Raw genomic sequence first — 17,247 nt, 5'->3', positions numbered from 1 at the left:
AAGAGCAGATGAAGAAGTTCCTCGTAGTTGGCTGCGGTGGCTCCGGCGCCAAGACCTTGGCTTTTATCATGGACCAGCTCAAGGCGGAGCTGCGCACCATCGATCCAGACATCACCGAGCTGCCCAAGGCGTGGCAGTTTGTGAACATCGATGTTCCCCTCGAAGAGGAGGCCGGCCCGCAGAAGCTGCCGAACGTTACCCAAAGCGGCGGTCAGTATGTGGGTATCGGCTCACGCCAGCATTACAACCAGTTCGATGCTGGTATCTCTGAAACGTTGGGCCGCTTCGGCAAGCTGGGCGAGATCGCCACGTGGGCTTCGCGTACGCCGCAATCGAATGACACAAAGCTTGCCGACGGCGCCGGCCAGTACCGCGCCATCGGCCGCATCCTGACCCTGCGCCACCTGAAGGACATCCGCAGCGCATTGAACGCGGCGGTGTCTGAGATGTTTACCCAGGAAGCTATCCAGGAGCTCAACGAGCTCAATTACAAGCAGTCGAAGAAGCGCACAGATACTGGTTCCTCCGCGCCGGTTGTGCTGGTTGTTTCCTCCATGGCAGGCGGCGCAGGCGCTTCGATGTTCCTGGATGTCTGCCGCGTTCTGACCACCATCAAGAATCTCGATCCGACCAGCACGCTGGTCTTCATGTACACCCCGGAGATCTTCTCCGACAACAAGGCTGAAGACATGGCCGGTGCGTGGCCGAATTCCCTGGCCATGTTCGGTGAGGTCGTTGCATCCCAGATGGGTAACTCCACTGCGCATGACCGCGCCATCTTCGAGGCCTTTGACATGGGCACCCCGCCAGAGGGCCCGACTTTTGGCCGAATCTTTCCCATCGGTTCCAAGATGGGCACCACCGGCTCCCGCTTTGGCGATGGCTCCGCGATGTCGATCTACCGCGGCCTGGGCCGTGCGCTGGCCGGTTTGATGGCCTCGACTCGTGCGTCTGACAACCTGGTCTCTTATGCGTTGACCAATACTCCTTCCGGTGACGGCGGCCGCCGTTTCTTCGGTTGGGACCGTGATCAGTCCCAGGGCGGTACCCCGTGGGCCCGCCTGCCGTGGGGTTCGCTGGGTTATGCGCAGATTTCCATGGGCCGCGATCGCTTCGCCGAGTATTCCGCGCAGCGCCTTGCCCGCAGCTCCTTTGAGCGCCTGCTCAACGGACACCTCGATAAGGCCAATCCAGAGGCCGGCGAGATGCAGATTGCAAAGCGCCTTGATGAACGCCTGCCGGGCCGCTTCCAAGACATGATGTTGGATCCGAGCTGGGCGATGGGCGGACCTATCGATCCGAACTCCGCGTATAACTGGCTGAACACCGTATTCGGCGGCATGGGCCAGCCAGCTGCCGAAAACGCAGCGCGCAGCCTGCGTAACTTCATCCCGGTAGGGGAAGGGCGCAACGTTAACGAGTGGCGCGCAGAGCTCATGCAGAACCTGAGCGATCCACAGAACCAGCAGTACATCGCGGGAATGCTCCAACAGGCAGCGTATGACACCACCTATCGTTTCGCTAACTTCTTCTCCGACAAGGTCTTGAGCACGGTCGAGGGCGAGTTGGCGGCAGTGGGCCTGCCTTATGTTCGCGAGATGCTCGATCGCGTCAAGGACGTCTTGGCCAGCGGCGACCGCCTGCAGCCGCAGCTTAACGAGTTCTCTAATTCCTTCCAGAACTTCGCCGTGCTTGCGCTTCCGCAAGGCGCGGAGCCGATCCTTAGCCCGCTGACCGGCAAGGGCCAGATGACGGATCCAACGCCGACTGTCAACGCGCTACTGGGCCTTTATCACCAGCAGTTCTACCACTACTTCCTGTTGGCTACGGCGCATATTCTGCAGGACGTTCTGCAGGATTACGTCGACGAGAACCTCTTCCATCTGCAGCGTGAGCTTGGCGACGCCCATGAGGTGCTCGAGAAGGCGGCACAGTCACGCCCGGAGACCAACAAGCTGGCAGACGTTCGCACCAACGAGGTCAACGCCTGGCCGGAGGAAGTAGACGAGGTCGTTGAGTCTCGCTTCAAGGGCGCGGAAAACGAAATCATGTTGACCGACGTCAACGCGTTTATCACCGACTACCAAACCCAGATGTTGCGCACCATTCAGGGCCAGCAGTCCACTGCCGATGTACAACATTACGATCAGGCTTACCCATTCGCGGTGCGTGCGGTCATTCGCGGCGAGTGGGATTCGCTAGATGCCAACAAGGCACCGCGGGATACGCTGGCGCCGCAGAAGCGCACCAACGATGAATACAGCAACCGTGCAGGTTGGGTATCCAAGCACCTATCGCAGCATCCGCAGACCGGGGAGCGTCGCGAGTCCCAGCGCGCACAGTACCGTTCGCGCATCCGCCCGGCAGATCTGCTGGAGCGCTCCTGTGCGTGGATTAACCGCCGCGACTATGAGTTCTACAAGTTCAACTCCGTGGATCTGCGCAGCTACCTGACGCTGACCCCGGATATCAACGAGGTGGAGCACTCCCAGCGCATTGACCGCTTCGTCAGCGCCTTCCAGATGGCGCTGAGCTACGCCCGCCCGTTGGCTGCCGTGTCCAGCGACATGGTCCAGCGCATCCACGGCAAGGACGTGCAGTACACCTACTCCTTCTCTGATATTCCTTTCGAGGCTTTGGGCAGCGAAGAAACCGGCATCGTTCCACGCCTGAGCGAGCTGCTTTCTACGCCTTCTATTGACGAGCCATCGCAGGTGGCGTTGCGTAACTCGCTGAACATGTCCGAGCAGGTACAGCACATCGAGATCTTCGGTTCCTACCCGAACTACTCGCCGATCGTATTTTCTTCCATGTTCGGCTACATCGCCGAGGACATCGATAAGCAAGAAAACTTCGATGGTTCCTACTGGTCGGAGCGTCGTACCCGTCCGCTCGCGGCGGCTCTGCCGCTGACTGAGACCGAGCGTCAGGCCATGGTGGCAGGTTGGATCATCGGCCGCATTACCGGCCGGATCCACATCTCTAACCCGGATTCCGATAACGCCGCGGCACATATCTACGACGACACCGCCAATGGCGTAGGCGATTGGGTACCTTTCCCGAACCCGATGCTGATTTCCCCGCGCCGCATGGTTAAGAAGTCCGACTGGATGTCTTCCGTGCTTGAGTCCATCTTCATCGCGTACGCGAGGGTACAAAAGAACGGCGCATACGGCTTTGCCTCTTCCTTGTACCCGTACCAGTTGCTGCGCGGGCTTTACGACGACGGCCAGGACTTTGCGCACTCTGGTGCTTCGACGCACCCACTGGTCCACCGTCTGGCGGCCTTCCTGCGTGATGGCACCGTGCCGGGCCGCGGCGTCGTCGGCTCCAGCATCCAGGATCGTTATGAATCCTTCGTTGCGGAGCTCGATAAGTTCGTCCGCGGCGCTGATCACTTCATTCCGGGTGGTATGAATTCTCTGCCGGGCCAAGGCATGGATGACAAGCCATTTGCAAACATTCGCCGCCGCGACGTCGCCTCCGCTACGCCGTACTACCGCGACCTGGCGCCGGACGTCGTCGTCATGGCGCAGCGCATCCGCGATTTGCTGGGCCAGGCAAAGACTGTCGCTGAAACGCCCGATACTTTTGAGGCTCCCGCGAGCCGGGATTCTTCCAGCCAGACCCCGCGCTTTGAGCCTGAATTCAACCTCACCGACTTGGATGACACCTTCTAATGACTAACGTACTGTTCTTTGGACACGGCGCCACGGCCGATGAGATTCGTTCCCGCCTTTTCGACCTGCGAGCTGTTGGCTTGCTGCAGAACTTCATGTGGGTGGACTACACCCAACCGACGTCGGCAGCCGCAGTGCGCTTCTTCGACGCCGAGGGAAACCCACGTATTGCCACTCTCGACGAGTCTCTGCGCAACCACGAAGGCGATATGCTCCTCGTGGTCATCGATACGCTGGATGAAAGTGATTCCTTGCAGCCAGACGCTTTGTCGCGGTGGGCGGCGGCCGTGGATTCGCGCATCGTCCAGGCCTCGAACCAGCGCGTTCGCCTGTTGCTGACCACCTTGCCTTTGCAGCCGGCACACATTGAGCCGCTGCAGGTGTGGGAGAACCTGGTGCTTTCCCCAGAAGAGGGCGGCACTCCTTCCGCTTCGCATATTCGCCCCATCATGCGCAGCGAAGATGGCTTTGCCTTGGCACAGTTCGCAGCTCCTGCCGTGGCATCCATCTTCGGCCTGTGGCGCGGAATGCAGGAGGCAGCTGTATTCGAGGCCGAATCGGGCCGGCTGATGGAAACCGGCAACTGGGAAAACTTCCGTCTCGTGCGTGCTTTCCACCGCACTATCGATGCCAGCGAGGTCGAAAATGAGGTCAAGGACCGAGTATTCAATCCGAATAATCGCCTGCCGCGTACCCGCGTGAATAACACCAGCTACACCGAGCACGCTACCGATCCGAACGCGCTTACGCAGCACTACGCGGATACTCTCTTTCACGCTTTTGGTGGCAGCCTGATTTCCCAGGAAATCCCGCTGGAGACCCCGAAGACGCAGAAGATCGGCGCGTGGGCTGCGCTGCGCGATAACCTGCGCCTGTACTGGGCCACCGTCATCGGCAAGCCGCAGGATTGGGTCAACGACCGGCGCGGTGCCGTAAACAGCGCAACCGCCTCGTTCCTGCAGAATCTTCTCTATGGCCGCAATTCCAACATGGAGGTGGTTTTGGATGGCCATTCCGGCAAGGGCGAGAATGCTGTATCCATCGCACAGATGCAGCAGAAGAATAACCGGACGCTGAATGAAGCCCAGAAGGTCCAATTCGACGTTGGTGATACCCCGCAGCTGGCTGGCATGTGGGAGGCCTATCATGACTTTGCGCTGGGCTTAGTTGATGGCCAGTGGAAGGAAAACGCCAACTTCGCCCCGCCGAAGGGCAATAACCAGGACGTACTCATTGTCCAGCACGGCAAGCAGTCCGTGCCCGATGTCAGCCAATCCTTCCGTGGTTTCCACCCACTGATGAACCGCACGGTGGGCTATGAAAACGAGGCGCAGGCAACGATTGCACCTTTCGATCCACTCGCTGCGGAGAAGTTCGCGGCTGACCTGGAGTGGACTAGCCAGAGCACACAAAACACTGAGATCAACCGTAAAAAGCAGCAATTCGCGGCATGGCGTAACCAGCACCAGGAAACCTTCGCATGGAAGGTCGGCTCTGGTTTGGCCGCAAGCCTGCACTCCGCGCGCCAGCGCGAGGCGCACTTCGAGGACGTCGCCCGCCAGCTCAGCGAGGAAGCCAAGGGCTTTGCCGAGCGTGACTTCAACGCTGAAAACCGCAAGCTGACCACCAAGCTGCGCGCCATGTGGGGCGTGCTAGGCGCGATTTTGCTCGTGCTCATTTACCTGTGCATCTCGCATTACAACAGCGACTTGCGGATCTGGGATTCCATGCCCACCCTGGACTGGAAGTGGACCACCTTCGGCGTCATTGTTTCCATCGCCTTGTTCCTGGTTTGTTCCTGGCTTGCCTTCACCAAGGCGCAGCGCGAAATCTACGATTACGTGCAAAGGCAAAAGCTCAATCGCCAGAACCAGGAGATTGCCGCGCGCAACATCGTGCTCGCAGCGGGAGACATCGACCGCAACATCAATGCATACGGTCAGTTCCTGAGCTGGTCTTCAGTTCTGGGTCGCGCAATCTATGCGCCATTCGGCTTGAAGTCCACCACCAGCGACCACCTGCGCACCCCGGAATCCGGCTTGCCGGATAACGCGCGTATCGGCAAGGCAAAGGTCACCGACGATGAAACCAGCCGCATGGCCGAGGGAATTCGTTCCCACGTTTTCTCTGAGGCCTGGGCTCATAAGTCTTTGCGTGGGCTCGTGGATTACATGAATTCTGTCTTCGAGCGTCACCAGGTGGGCAACGGTTCTATCCAGCCGAGCGCCATGTGGGGCATGCGCGGCCAGTATTCGAAGTCGCCGCTGGACATGATCGCTCGCAACCTGGATCACCCAGCGATGGCGGATCGAGATTTGAAGCCGCAGGTCTGGCACAGTGCGATTACCAATCCACAAATGACGGGCAGCATGCAGCAGTTCCTGTCCAAGGTGACCTTCTTGGACGATAATCGCAGGCAGGAGCAATCCACCCAGCAGTTCATGGCGGGTATGAGCGAAGAAAAGGGCGCTATGCAGGCCTTCAGCAATGAATCGCTGACCACGTTGGGCGCTTCCGATGGATACACCGAGATCGATCCTTCCCGCACTCGCATCATCGAGGTCGATAGCAATACCGCGCTAACCAGCCAGCTTTCGCGTTCTTTGACCGTGGTGCAGTTCGGCCGCATCACCGATTTCAAATACTTGCTGCCAAAGGAAGCGCAGCCGGAGACGGAAGCTGCTTTACCTTCCTTCGCAGATGCGCTCAGTGGACTGGACGAAACCGACCACATGGACTCTTTCAACAATGCTTCGCAGGTGCAGCCGGGCCGCCACAGCGCCGGCGAGGGTTCCACCGGCTTTAGCTTTGGCCGCCACAGCCAGACGCCGTCGCTCGATGACTTGGACGAGACGTTCTAGGAGCAATCACCAAGATGACGCAATCACCCAAGATTACGGATATTCCGCTTTCGCAATTACTCCCGCTGCACGATTTGGAGCAGGTCTCGGCCGAGGACGTGCGTCGGCACATTGCACCGCAGTACGGCGAGTTTGCAGAACAAATCGCGGCGGTATTCAACGGCAGCGCCGTTGCGCATCCGGAACTTAACGCGGCCAATCTCAACCCGCAGCCGCCTGCTCCGGAGCCCCAAACGGGCGCCACCCTATCCTCCTTTGGAACTTCGGAGATCAAAGACATGAGTCCCAAAAAAGAAGACCCACAGTCGCCACAGCCTGGTAACAAGGACATCGACTGGGCAGCGGAGCTTGCCAAGCTCAAGGCCAAGGAGAACGTACGTACCCAGGTCAACGAGGACGATTACACCAACCTGCCGGCAGATGCATTCAGCGCGCCTTATAAGGGCAAGCAGCCAGAGGGTTGGGTAGTGCCTGAGATGCACGCTGTGGTTGAGGTCCCGGAAACCACCGATGCAGCGGCAGAAGCAGAAGAAGATCCTTATGGCTACGAGCAGCCGACAGAGGATAATTCGGACGTTCGCCACCCGGTGCGCATTTGGTGGGAGCCGGTTTCTGCGCAGCCGGGAGAACTGGTTTTCTACCGCGTCGTTGCCGATGACCGAGAGATGATTGCCTCGCCGGAAGCAGGCGAGACATTGATGATCACTCGCGGCACCGCTTACCGCGACATGGATCCGGGTGCGGCCGGTCTGCGCCACTATGCGGTGTGGGCTTATAAAGGAGCCGATCTGGGAGAAGCGATTAGCAGCCAGCCGCTGTTTATGGGCGAGACGGCAGTGGTCTTTCCGCCGGTCAACGTCAAGGTGACCACCATCAAGGGCGCAATCCAGGTCTCTTGGGACTTGCTGGAGGGCCATGAGGCCGCCGTCGTTTATGCATGCAAGGACACCGAGCGCGACTTGCTTTCCCCGCGGTTTGAGCAGGACATCGAAAGCAGTGGGCGTAAGGCCACCATCCGTGTGCAGGAGGCGGGCCAGACCATGGTTGTCTCCTTGCTCGGCCAGGCGCAGTTCCGAGATGGCAGGTTGACCAGCTCGAATGAGACGGTAGTGCAGCATTCGGTGAAGTTAGCCAGTGAGCTAGAGAAGATGTCGCTTACGCGCTGTGAGCGGGAGAATTCCGATGGCCACGACAACATCGAGATTGAGTGGAACTCGCCGAAGACGGGCGAAGTCAAGATTTATCTGACCCCGCACGCCCCACGTCCGGAGCTGCGCACCAAGGCCATCGATAAGTCTTATGTGGAAAACGCGTTTGCCGACGCCGTGACTGAAACGCGAGGCGCAACCCCACCGGATTCCGTGCAGAACACCACGATGCCGTGGCCTTCTGATTGGTACGAGGTTTATGTCACCCCGGTTAACTTCAACGAGGCCGACGCATGGGTCGGTGAGTCGCGCGTTCTGCAGCGTGTGCTGCCCATCGGGGAGGATGAAGTGCGGCTTATCGAGCGCGTGGATAGCCAGTTGATTTCCTTCACCTGGCCGCGCGGCGCCACGATGGTGGAGTGCACGACCAACAGCGGCACTACCACGGTGCGCGAGGAGGAATACGAGTTGCAGGGCGGCATTCGCCTGAAACTCGAGCGCCACAGTGACGTCGTGCGCCTGCGCCCGTTTGCCATGTTTGCGGGTAAAAGAACTGAGGCCCGCGAACAGGTCATTGAATACCCCGGCCTGCGCACGGTGACTTATGACTTCCACTATGACTTCAGCACCCGGCAGCTTGGCGTGTACCTGTCCAGCCTGGACATGGGCGATAGGCGCCCATTTTCTTGCCAGGTGATTTATAACCCGGTGCGCCTGCCGCTGTTTGCTGAGGATGGTGTGCCGTTGAAGCTGTCTGGCATGAACACGGACCGCTACACCAGCCAGGGCCTGCACCAGGGCACTTTTGAGCAGCCTGATTTCATCGTGGACTTAGACCAGCGAACCTGGAACGGCGGCTATGTTCGCCTGTTTGCGGTCGAAGACTTTGCTACGGGTGATTTTTCCGCGCAATCTTTCAACCCTGACTTCGGCCACGACTTCAGCTTGGGCCAGCAGGGCAGCTTCGATTCTGATTCGGCGTCGCAGTTCAATGCCACTGATAGGACGGTCGTGGTAGAAAGCGGCGTCGCCCAGCGCTTGCGCTTTGACCCATTGCCTTCCCCGCAGGATGGCGCGCAGAACTTCCAGCAAGGAGGGCAGTATTAATGGCGGGTGCTTTTAGCTTTGCATCCTTCTCGCGCGGCAACGGTCGGGCAGGCGGCTGGGGAGTGGGCGCAGTAAGCGGGGATATTTCCCAGGAGCAGCTGCAGGAGCTGGTTAGCTTTGTGCCAACGAGCTTGAACAGCGGTACGCCTATTCCGGACTTTCCTTCGGCTCAAGAGCGCGCGGAGCTGGTGCGCCGCACTGCGGTATTCACGATGACCGAGGAAGGCGAGCAATGGGTCACCATGGTCTCCGTTCCCGCCGGCATCGACGCCACGGGCCGCGGCGGCAACGTCTTTACCTACACCGCGGTTTCAGACGGGGGAGTGCCGCCCGCACCGGCGGACGTTCTGTATTCGCCGGATGTGCCGACGCCTTTTTCCATCTTTGAAGTGGACAAGGTGGAGATCCCGGAAAAGATTTCGCGTAAAGGTCCGCTTGCGAGCGATGCGCTTATCGACGACTTCTTGGCCGGCGAATTCCGCAGCCCTGCCGCGTTGCCCACGCCCTTCAAGTCTGTAGTGCCGCATAACGACGCCGCCTATAACGCGCGCTTGGTAGAAGCGATGGCGAAGGTGCTTTCTGCGAAGAAGAAAACTCTCGTCATCCTGGTAGCGCCCGAAAACCAAGCGGCCTTTTGGGTTGCTGCCGCAGCCCGCGAGGTAGGCGAGCTGGGATTCGGATTCTCTACCTTTGAAAAGCCAGCCGCCATAGCTGAGCTTCCACTGGGCACTTCGACCATGGTGGTGGTTCCTGAGTCCGAAAAGTTGCGCCTTGCCGAGCTGACCAAGGCCCGCGCTATTCCTGGCAATCCGGTGATCTTCGAACTGGGCGAGCCACTGCCGGACTTGAGCGCCTACGAGGGCGCTGGGGAAATAGCGTCGGCGCCGACCCCAGCACCGGCAGCAGTAGAGCCAGAGGCGAACTCGCCTTTTGTTGACGAACCCGCACAATCTGTGGCCGAGCCATGGGCTGAGTCGCCGGCCGCAGCTGCCGCAGACTTGTCGGCTGCGTCGCAGGTAAACCCTTTCAGCGAAAGTGCGCAATCTGCGCCACGGGGCGAGGAAAACGGGGCATCGCCAGGCATCGCGCAAACGGAGCCTGCACCGACCGCAGCAGCTGCAGCGGCCCCTGCGGCGCCGGGTGCGAACGCCGTCCTTCCGGGGCTTACCTCAGATGAACTGGAACAGCTGCGAGACTTCGATCCAGCTTGGTGGATGGGTTACCTGAAGAAGCATCGGGGGCGTGCTATTCACTTTGCGCTGCTGCATCCTTCCTGCTTCCCCGAGGGAACGCGGGTCTTTGCGCTGGCGGCAGCATTGGCTTCTTGGGTGAAGTATTTTCCGGCCGATTATAACTTCCTAGTTTCGCAGGCTTTGGGCGGCATCGACACGGCGTCGCTGGATCAAGCGCGTGCACTCACTATCGAAAGATTTGCCCCTGTTATTCAGCCTGAGGAACGGCGGAGTGCGGCGACTGGTGAATTAGGACGTTACTTGAGCGAGATTTTTGCAGAAATAATTCGAGCACACGGTTTCACGGAAAGTTAAAGACAATGGCTAAATACACTTTGAAAGACGGGGAATCTCGTCACCTTACAATCACTGACACCATTCGCGTCGAGGCTTTCGAAATCGGTGCGGGTGGCGCGCAGGTTGAACTCGCTATCGTGCCCGAGGGTGTGGATTACACCCGCGTAGATGACCTGCTGCTCATCGTGCATGCGGTTACACAGGATGCGACGATCCAGGTGCGCCCGAAGGGCTTCGGCACCTTTGGTTTGCGCAGCGAGATTCGTTTGAATATCAGCAACGGTGAGGACACCGTGAGCTTCCCGCGCGTGCTTATCGACGGCGCGGAAGATAGCCCCGAGCGTCTCGCCGAGCTGCAGGTTGAGGACCAGCAGCTGCGTCTTTCGGCCTTTGGTTCTTCCGAGGGTGCAGGAATCACCGATTCGGCGCGCGAGGTCCGCTCTAAGATGCGCCGCGCGGCGCTTGATGACGCTGAGCTGGCCGATGCCATCGCGGTTATCGATAGCTCTGCTTCCATGCAGGTCAATACTTCCGATGGTGCTATCGAGCTGGCGGCGAAGTACATCAATGCCCTAGCGGATTCCTTCGCGAACTTCACCGCGACCGATGGGCAGGAACGTACCGCTGGCCATACCGTAAGCGAGCTGCAGAGCTTTATCACTGGTGTTATCGATGCCGGTGCTGACCGCGTGGGGCGCCGCCAGTGGAAGGGACATGACTTACATGAATCTTCCTCGCTGTTTATCTATGTAACCGACAGCCCTACTGCCGCGATGCTAAGCGGTGAAAAGCCCGCCGTGGTGATTGTGGTTAGCCCGATTGCCGAGCAGGAAGTTGAACTCGCTCGCGCAAGTGCAGGCGAGCACCCGGTGGCTTTCGTGGTGATTGACCGAGACGACGTCGATAAGCAGCGCAGCGCATTCAACAGCGATCTTGCGCGCCTATCCGATGAAGTGGCAGCGATGCTCAAGGAGGAGTACTAATGACCAGCACCGCCGCATGCCCGTGGACTTTCCGTCCACTGGAAAAGGGCGCTACCGAAAGCCCATATAACAACCGCGAGCTGTTGCCGGACTGGACGGAATCCGTGACCCACTGCGTGGCCATGGCCGGCGCGCGTAACTCCGGCAAGTCGCTGTATACCGCAGTGATGGTCAAGCAGCTCAAGCAGCTTGCGCACAAGCACGATCACTCCGTGCTGGCGGCCGATGAATCCACGGCGCAGCGCTATGCGGAAAAGTACGAAAATCCGCTCTTTAAGGAAATGCAGAGCATGGAGCCCACCCCGAGCGCCGTGGCCACCGATGCTTATCAGCGTGACCCGCTGATCTTTGATCTGGGCCGTTGGCCAGATGCCGAAGGCGTAATGCGTACCAATTATCTCGTCTTCCGCGACGTTGCCGGCGAGGACCTGGAGAACCTGCCGGAGCGGGAAGAAGACCGCGAGGCGCTGTCCTTCTTCAAGTACGCCGACCTGGTTATCTTCCTGTTTGACCCGCTGCGTGAGCGACAAATCCGGGACTACCTGCACGGACTTGTTCCGGACTTTGGTGAGCTCGGTGCCGAGCCCACGCAGGTGCTGGAAAACCTCATCACGCTGATGGGAACGGAGTGCCCGCCGCCGCTGGCAGTTACCATCTCCAAGTTCGATACGCTGCAGAAACTGGAGCATAACCCGAATACGCCGTGGGCCAAGATCATGGGCAACGCGGGCGCTGCCTTCCGCCGCGATACCGGCTGGAACTTCCACTTCGACGATTCCTACGTCCTGCACCAGGAAGTGGACTCCTTGCTGCGCTACCTGGAAGCCTTCGACCTCATCAACATGGTCGCCAACGTCAGCAAGAACGGATACCGGTACTTCGCGGTCTCCGCTCTAGGCGAGGCGCCGACAGGCCGGCACCTAGCACGCAGTGGCATCGCACCTTTCCGCGTGCTGGACCCAATCCGTACGCTGCTTAGCGGCTACGGCGTATTTGGAAAGGATGTCCAGTGACCTTCGGTACGCCCAACGGAAACCAGCAATTTGGGGTTCCTTCCCAAAGCGGTGCTGGCGGAGCACAGTTTGGTTCCCCAGCGATGCCGGTCAGTGACTACCGCTATGGGCAGGTTGCAGACCAACAGAAGGCGGCGCGCCGGGCCGCCGATATGTCCGCCTGGCGGGCGCCGTGGGCGCTACAGATCGCTGCGCTTTTTGTGCTGGGAATCTCGGCCTACATCGTCTACTACGTATTCGAGCTCGTGGCCTCCGAGCGCGTTCCCGAACACTTGAACCGCATCGAGCGCCTAGCCACTGAGCTGGGCGTGGGGCTTTCACTCGTGGTGCTCGCGCTGTGCGTGCTCATGGTCTATACGCTGCATGCCCAGCACAAAGCGCGAATCTGGCTGACGGTCATCCTTGCCATTGTGGTGTTGATGCTCGTGTTGCCACATGTCTGGCCCATTTCCTTGGCAGCAATGGTAACCATCGTGCTGCTGTGGCTACCAGGCAACAAGGAATGGTTCGGCTTTAAGCCTTCTTAGCCAATGCCGCGAGTGCCTCCTGATTGTTCGCCGTATTAAACAGCTCATAGGCCACGCGGTACTTCTCACGTGCGGTGACAGTATCGTTCGCGGAGGTATAGCGATCCCCCAAGAGCTCAACGACTTCAGCCAAGGCGTTGAAATCTAGGGGGCTGCGCGCCGAGGCGATGGGGTGGCGGCTTAGAAAGTCCATCAGGACCTGGGTGGACTTAAACATGTTTTCTGCCTCCGTGCGCAGCGTCTCGGAGAACAAGACGGTCCAGCGTGCGGCGATGGGCAGCTCCGTGTACTTGAGTGCGTTGACGTACCGTGAAGCCAAGATGTCGTGCGCTTCATCGCGGTCATTGTCGATGAGGAAGACCTCGACCTTGCGCAGCAGCATTTCTAGCTCGCGGGCTTCATTGCCGTTGCGGGAGTATTCCTTAGCCGCAAGGCCGTAGAAATCAGCTGCGGTTTCGCCCGTGGTATCGGTATTGTTTCCGGCCGCATCAGCGTAAAAGCGTGCCAGCATTCCCGCAGGCAGCGTGGCATATTCGGGGCTGAGGTGGTACTTGCGCAGGATCTCGTTGCTCTTGTTCGCCACGTGGCTGCGCGTCGCAAAGGAAGGGCACGCCCACAGCGCGCCGACAGCGGATTCGAGGAGGATAGACAGCGCCTTCGCGAGGGCGGAGTTTGGGTTCGGCACCGCGCTGACCGGGGAAGCCGGAAGCGAGTCTTCCTCGCTGAACGCAGCGAGCTGGACTTGGCGGTTGATGTCGACGAATTCCTCGCTGTGCTCTTTGACGTTCTCACGCTTGGCAATCTCGAGGCGGTCACGCAGCTCGTTTAGCTGCTCTTCGAGGGTGCCGGTTCGCTCGCGCTCTTCCGGTTCTTCTGGCTCTAGCTCTGCTGTTTCTTCTGCTTCGGCTGCTTGTGCTTGCTGGGCGGCTAATGCTTCCTCGGCGGCGCGCTCTTGCTCGGCGATGTTCTGCAGCTTTATCAGTTGGGCGTCGTCTCCTGCCTGGGCAGCTTTCTTGGCGTATGCCCATGCCTTCTCGGAGTCTTGCAGAGCATCGTAGTAACGGGACGCGAGCCTAAAGCCGCGGCTGGTGATGGTCGGATTACCAGCTAAGGCGCCGAGGCTTGCGATGTGCAGCGCGGACTGGGCCGCTGCGGGAGAGGACGGGTCCTGCCAGATAAGCAGGAGCATGAATGCATTGAGCAGGTCAGCGGTAGGCGTTACGTCCTCAGCTGAGCCCACGAATTTATCGTCACCGATGACTTGGCTTAAAAGTGCGCCGATTTCCTTTAATTCCGCTGCGGGAAAAGCGGTGTCGTTGTCGTAGCTTTTCGCAATATCCAAAAGCGCGGTGGCACGTTGAGCATCGAGAATAGGGTAAGTCACATCGGTAGGCATGGGGCAGATTTTAGTGCAGGAACATATAAATTTCGCTCGTACACTAGATTCCATGGATTCTCACACCCACGCTGGACGCTACGCCCCGAGCCCTTCGGGGGATCTCCACTTCGGAAACCTCCGCACAGCCCTTCTGGCATGGCTTTTTGCGCGTTCTTCAGGGCGGCGCTTTGTGGTGCGAATCGAGGACATCGATAAGCAGCGCTCCTCGCTTGATGCAGCGCAGCGCCAATTGGAAGATCTGGCCACGCTCGGAATCGACTGGGATGGCGAGGTCATCTACCAGCAGGATAGGGAAGCCGCCTACAGCGCGGCCTTGGAGAAGCTGCCGTACTATGAGTGCTTCTGTTCGCGCAAAGACATTCAGGAAGCCGCGCGCGCCCCGCATGCCATCCCCGGGCAGTATCCGGGCACCTGCCGCTATCTTGATGAGGGAACCAAAGCGCAAAAACGCGGCGAGCTTGCCGCGCAAAGCCGCGTGCCATCGCTGCGGCTGCGTGCGGAAACAAATCAGTTCACCATCCAGGACAAGCTGCATGGCAATTACACAGGCGACGTCGACGATTTCATCTTGCGGCGCGGCGGCCAGGTTACCGATATTGATAATCCAAAGACGGACTGGGCTTATAACTTGGCGGTGGTGGTAGACGATATCTACCAAGGAGTCGACCAGGTAGTCCGCGGCGATGATTTGTTGAGCTCCGCCCCGCGGCAGGCTTATCTCGCGAGCTTGCTGGGCCAGCCGGCGCCAGAGTTTGTTCACGTTCCCTTGGTTCTCAACGCGGAAGGCAAGCGCTTGTCCAAACGGGATGGTGCGGTAACGCTGCGCCAGTTGCTGGAGTTTTATACCCCGGAGCAGGTGGTGGGGCAGATGGCGCATTCGCTGGGCTATACGGCAGCAAGCGCTCACGAGCTACTGGAAAAGTTTCAGCCGGAGGCGCTGAGCACTCAGCCTTATGAGTGGAGCGATGGGTGCCGAGGTGCCGCACAGGACTAATACCGGCCAGACTATTGTTTAAAGGGTAAAGCTACAAGGGGCAGAGTCGGCGCGTATGTGGAGTGAGTTTTGTGGAAGTACTGCTAGTACTCATTGGTTTGATGTTGTTGACCGTGATTGTGGTGGCAGTCGGGGATAAGACCGGGCTTCCCTGGCCGGCTTTGCTTTCCATTCTGGCGGCCTTGTCCATGTTCATTCCGAGGCTGCCGGACTTTGAGATTCCAACCGATCTCATCCTGCCCGTCTTCCTGCCGCCTTTGCTGTGGGCACTGGCGCGTAGAACTTCCTGGGGTGTAATCCGCGAGCAATGGGTGACTATCTTGAGCTTGTCCGTGCTCTTGGTGGTTGCCACCACGCTGACTGTGGGCATGACTGCCTATGCCTTCTTGCCTGGAGTCAGCCTGGCGGGTGCGATTCTCATCGGCGCTGCTATCGCGCCGCCTGACCCAGTTGCGGTGGAAGCAGTGGCTGAGCCCGCGGGTATCCCGCGCCGCATTATTTCCACGCTGCAGACTGAAGGCCTGTTCAACGACGCGGCATCGATTGTGGCTTTCCACCTCGCACTCGTGGCGGTGACCGATGATTCCACCATGACCTGGGGGAATGCTATCTTGAACTTCCTCTACTCGGCAGCAGTGGCGGGTGTGCTGGGCTGGGGCAGCGGACGCCTTGCCTCCATGTTCATCGCGCGAGTTCATGAAGTGGTTGCCCGCAATGCGCTTACCTGGGTGATTCCCTTCGCCGTCTATGTAGTTGCGGAAGAACTCCATGCTTCTGGCGTTATCGCAGTCGTTATCGCCGCGGTGGAGCTGCATTCGCGCGCGCCGATTCAGGCCGAAGACCGTCTTTCCGGCCAATCCTTCTGGGAGACCATCGAGCTGCTGTTTACGGGCGTGGCCTTTGGCCTTATCGGCATGACCGTTAACAGTGCGGTACACGAGGCGGGCACCAACCTGGGGCATTCGATCATCGTTGGCGTGCTGCTTTCCCTCGTGGCCTTTGTAGTTCGGCTGCTATGGATGTGGCTTTTCTACCGCATCAATCTGCGGCGCGGAAAGCCACGCCTTGCACCGCTGCGCTTACAGGAAGTGCTGCTTATGGCTTGGTCAGGCATGCGTGGCCTGGTCACCCTCGCGCTGGTTTTGTCCATACCGAGCGATGCCATTGCCTATAGTGATGAACTTTCCGTTATCGCGCTGACCGTTCTGGTGATGACCATGGTGCTGCCAGGTCTCCTGCTGCCGTGGCTCATGCGTCAGCTGGATCTGACCACGTATTCACAGGCAGCTTCTGACAAAATGCGCGCGGAAATCACCAAGCGTGCGCGCAAAGCTGGCGTGGCTTCGATGCGGAGGAAATACAAAGAATTGGACCCAGAGATTGCCGCCAATATCTCGCAGTGGTTTGAGGATCGCCTTGGTGAAGACGAGGACGGCGACGATGCCAGCACCCGTCTGCAAAAGGCGATCAAAGCTCGCGACGTCGCGCTGGCGGCGCGCCGGGTTGCCTTGGCAGGCGCCCAACAGGAGCTGCTTCGCCTGCGCCGTGACCGCAACTTCAACCCGATGATCGTGGATGAAGTACTCGAGGAAGTAGACCGCATGACCCTGGGAACCAAGGCCCACTAGGCTGGGGCCGCAAGGAGTAAAAACATGAATGCACTCGAATATGCCCAGCTGGAAGACAGTATGGATTATCTGTACGACTTCTTCGACGAGGACCTAGAAGCCCGCGTGCGCGCCGAGCGTGAATACCTGCCGGAGTCTCTGCAGGACTTGCTGGGGGATCACAGTGTGCTGGACTATATCTGGCTGTGGATTAAGGAGCCGGGCAAAAACGGTTTCAAGGCCTATCTGCGCGATGGCGGCTACTCGGAAGCAGAAGTAGAAGAGGCTTTTGTGTGGACCCGCAATGAGTGGGGCCACAACACCCCACCTCATATTGAATGGTTAAAGGCCGATGGCTACGAGCCACCGGCCTTCTAACGAGCGCTTTTAAGAAGCTTC

The 17,247-nt window shown here is 59.2% G+C and carries 11 protein-coding genes; 10 read left to right on the top strand and 1 reads right to left on the bottom strand.

Annotated elements, in window-relative coordinates; genetic code table 11:
* Nucleotides 1-8 precede the first annotated feature (8 nt).
* From HMPREF2888_RS04000 to HMPREF2888_RS03970, 7 genes are read left to right on the top strand one after another with little or no spacing between them, the layout of a single operon-like run.
* Nucleotides 9-3,680, top strand: a complete 3,672-nt coding sequence (locus HMPREF2888_RS04000; protein WP_070518300.1) for a tubulin-like doman-containing protein — start codon at nt 9-11, stop codon at nt 3,678-3,680.
* Nucleotides 3,680-6,541, top strand: a complete 2,862-nt coding sequence (locus HMPREF2888_RS03995) for a hypothetical protein (protein ID WP_061920073.1) — start codon at nt 3,680-3,682, stop codon at nt 6,539-6,541. Before HMPREF2888_RS04000 ends, HMPREF2888_RS03995 begins: the two co-directional genes overlap by 1 nt.
* Before the next feature lie 14 nt (nt 6,542-6,555).
* Nucleotides 6,556-8,796, top strand: coding sequence for a SaeA-related protein (locus tag HMPREF2888_RS03990; protein WP_061920076.1), 2,241 nt, complete (start codon nt 6,556-6,558; stop codon nt 8,794-8,796).
* A complete protein-coding gene (locus HMPREF2888_RS03985) occupies nt 8,796-10,343 on the top strand; it encodes a GAP1-N2 domain-containing protein (RefSeq protein ID WP_061920078.1) in 1,548 nt (515 codons plus the stop codon). The genes HMPREF2888_RS03990 and HMPREF2888_RS03985 overlap by 1 nt, the downstream gene beginning before the upstream one ends.
* A 5-nt stretch (nt 10,344-10,348) precedes the next feature.
* Entirely contained in the window at nt 10,349-11,308 is a 960-nt protein-coding gene (locus HMPREF2888_RS03980; RefSeq protein WP_061920080.1) for an apurinic/apyrimidinic endonuclease family protein, read from the top strand.
* Nucleotides 11,308-12,321: a TRAFAC clade GTPase domain-containing protein gene (locus tag HMPREF2888_RS03975; protein WP_061920082.1), complete on the top strand. Its 1,014-nt coding sequence runs from the start codon at nt 11,308-11,310 to the stop codon at nt 12,319-12,321. The genes HMPREF2888_RS03980 and HMPREF2888_RS03975 overlap by 1 nt, the downstream gene beginning before the upstream one ends.
* Nucleotides 12,318-12,848 (top strand): hypothetical protein, encoded by a 531-nt coding sequence (locus HMPREF2888_RS03970; protein WP_235590978.1) that lies wholly within the window; start codon nt 12,318-12,320, stop codon nt 12,846-12,848. The genes HMPREF2888_RS03975 and HMPREF2888_RS03970 overlap by 4 nt, the downstream gene beginning before the upstream one ends.
* Here the strand turns inward: HMPREF2888_RS03970 and HMPREF2888_RS03965 are convergent.
* Nucleotides 12,835-14,244 (bottom strand): hypothetical protein, encoded by a 1,410-nt coding sequence (locus tag HMPREF2888_RS03965; RefSeq protein WP_061920085.1) that lies wholly within the window; start codon nt 14,242-14,244, stop codon nt 12,835-12,837. The two genes, HMPREF2888_RS03970 and HMPREF2888_RS03965, sit on opposite strands and share 14 nt — an antisense overlap.
* A gap of 52 nt (nt 14,245-14,296) precedes the next feature.
* Between HMPREF2888_RS03965 and gluQRS the strand changes: the two genes are divergently transcribed.
* The 3 genes from gluQRS (at nt 14,297) to HMPREF2888_RS03950 (ending at nt 17,226) form a co-directional block, all read left to right on the top strand.
* On the top strand, nt 14,297-15,241 hold the full coding sequence (gluQRS, locus tag HMPREF2888_RS03960; RefSeq protein WP_061920087.1) for a tRNA glutamyl-Q(34) synthetase GluQRS: 945 nt from the start codon (nt 14,297-14,299) through the stop codon (nt 15,239-15,241).
* Nucleotides 15,242-15,312: 71 nt separating this feature from the next.
* Nucleotides 15,313-16,869 (top strand): cation:proton antiporter, encoded by a 1,557-nt coding sequence (locus tag HMPREF2888_RS03955; protein ID WP_061920089.1) that lies wholly within the window; start codon nt 15,313-15,315, stop codon nt 16,867-16,869.
* Nucleotides 16,870-16,893: 24 nt separating this feature from the next.
* Nucleotides 16,894-17,226: a hypothetical protein gene (locus HMPREF2888_RS03950; RefSeq protein WP_061920092.1), complete on the top strand. Its 333-nt coding sequence runs from the start codon at nt 16,894-16,896 to the stop codon at nt 17,224-17,226.
* The last annotated feature ends 21 nt before the right edge of the window (nt 17,227-17,247 follow it).

Source organism: Corynebacterium sp. HMSC077D03, assembly GCF_001808545.1.
GTDB lineage: Bacteria > Actinomycetota > Actinomycetes > Mycobacteriales > Mycobacteriaceae > Corynebacterium > Corynebacterium simulans.
This window is presented reverse-complemented; position numbering and strand designations above follow the sequence as displayed.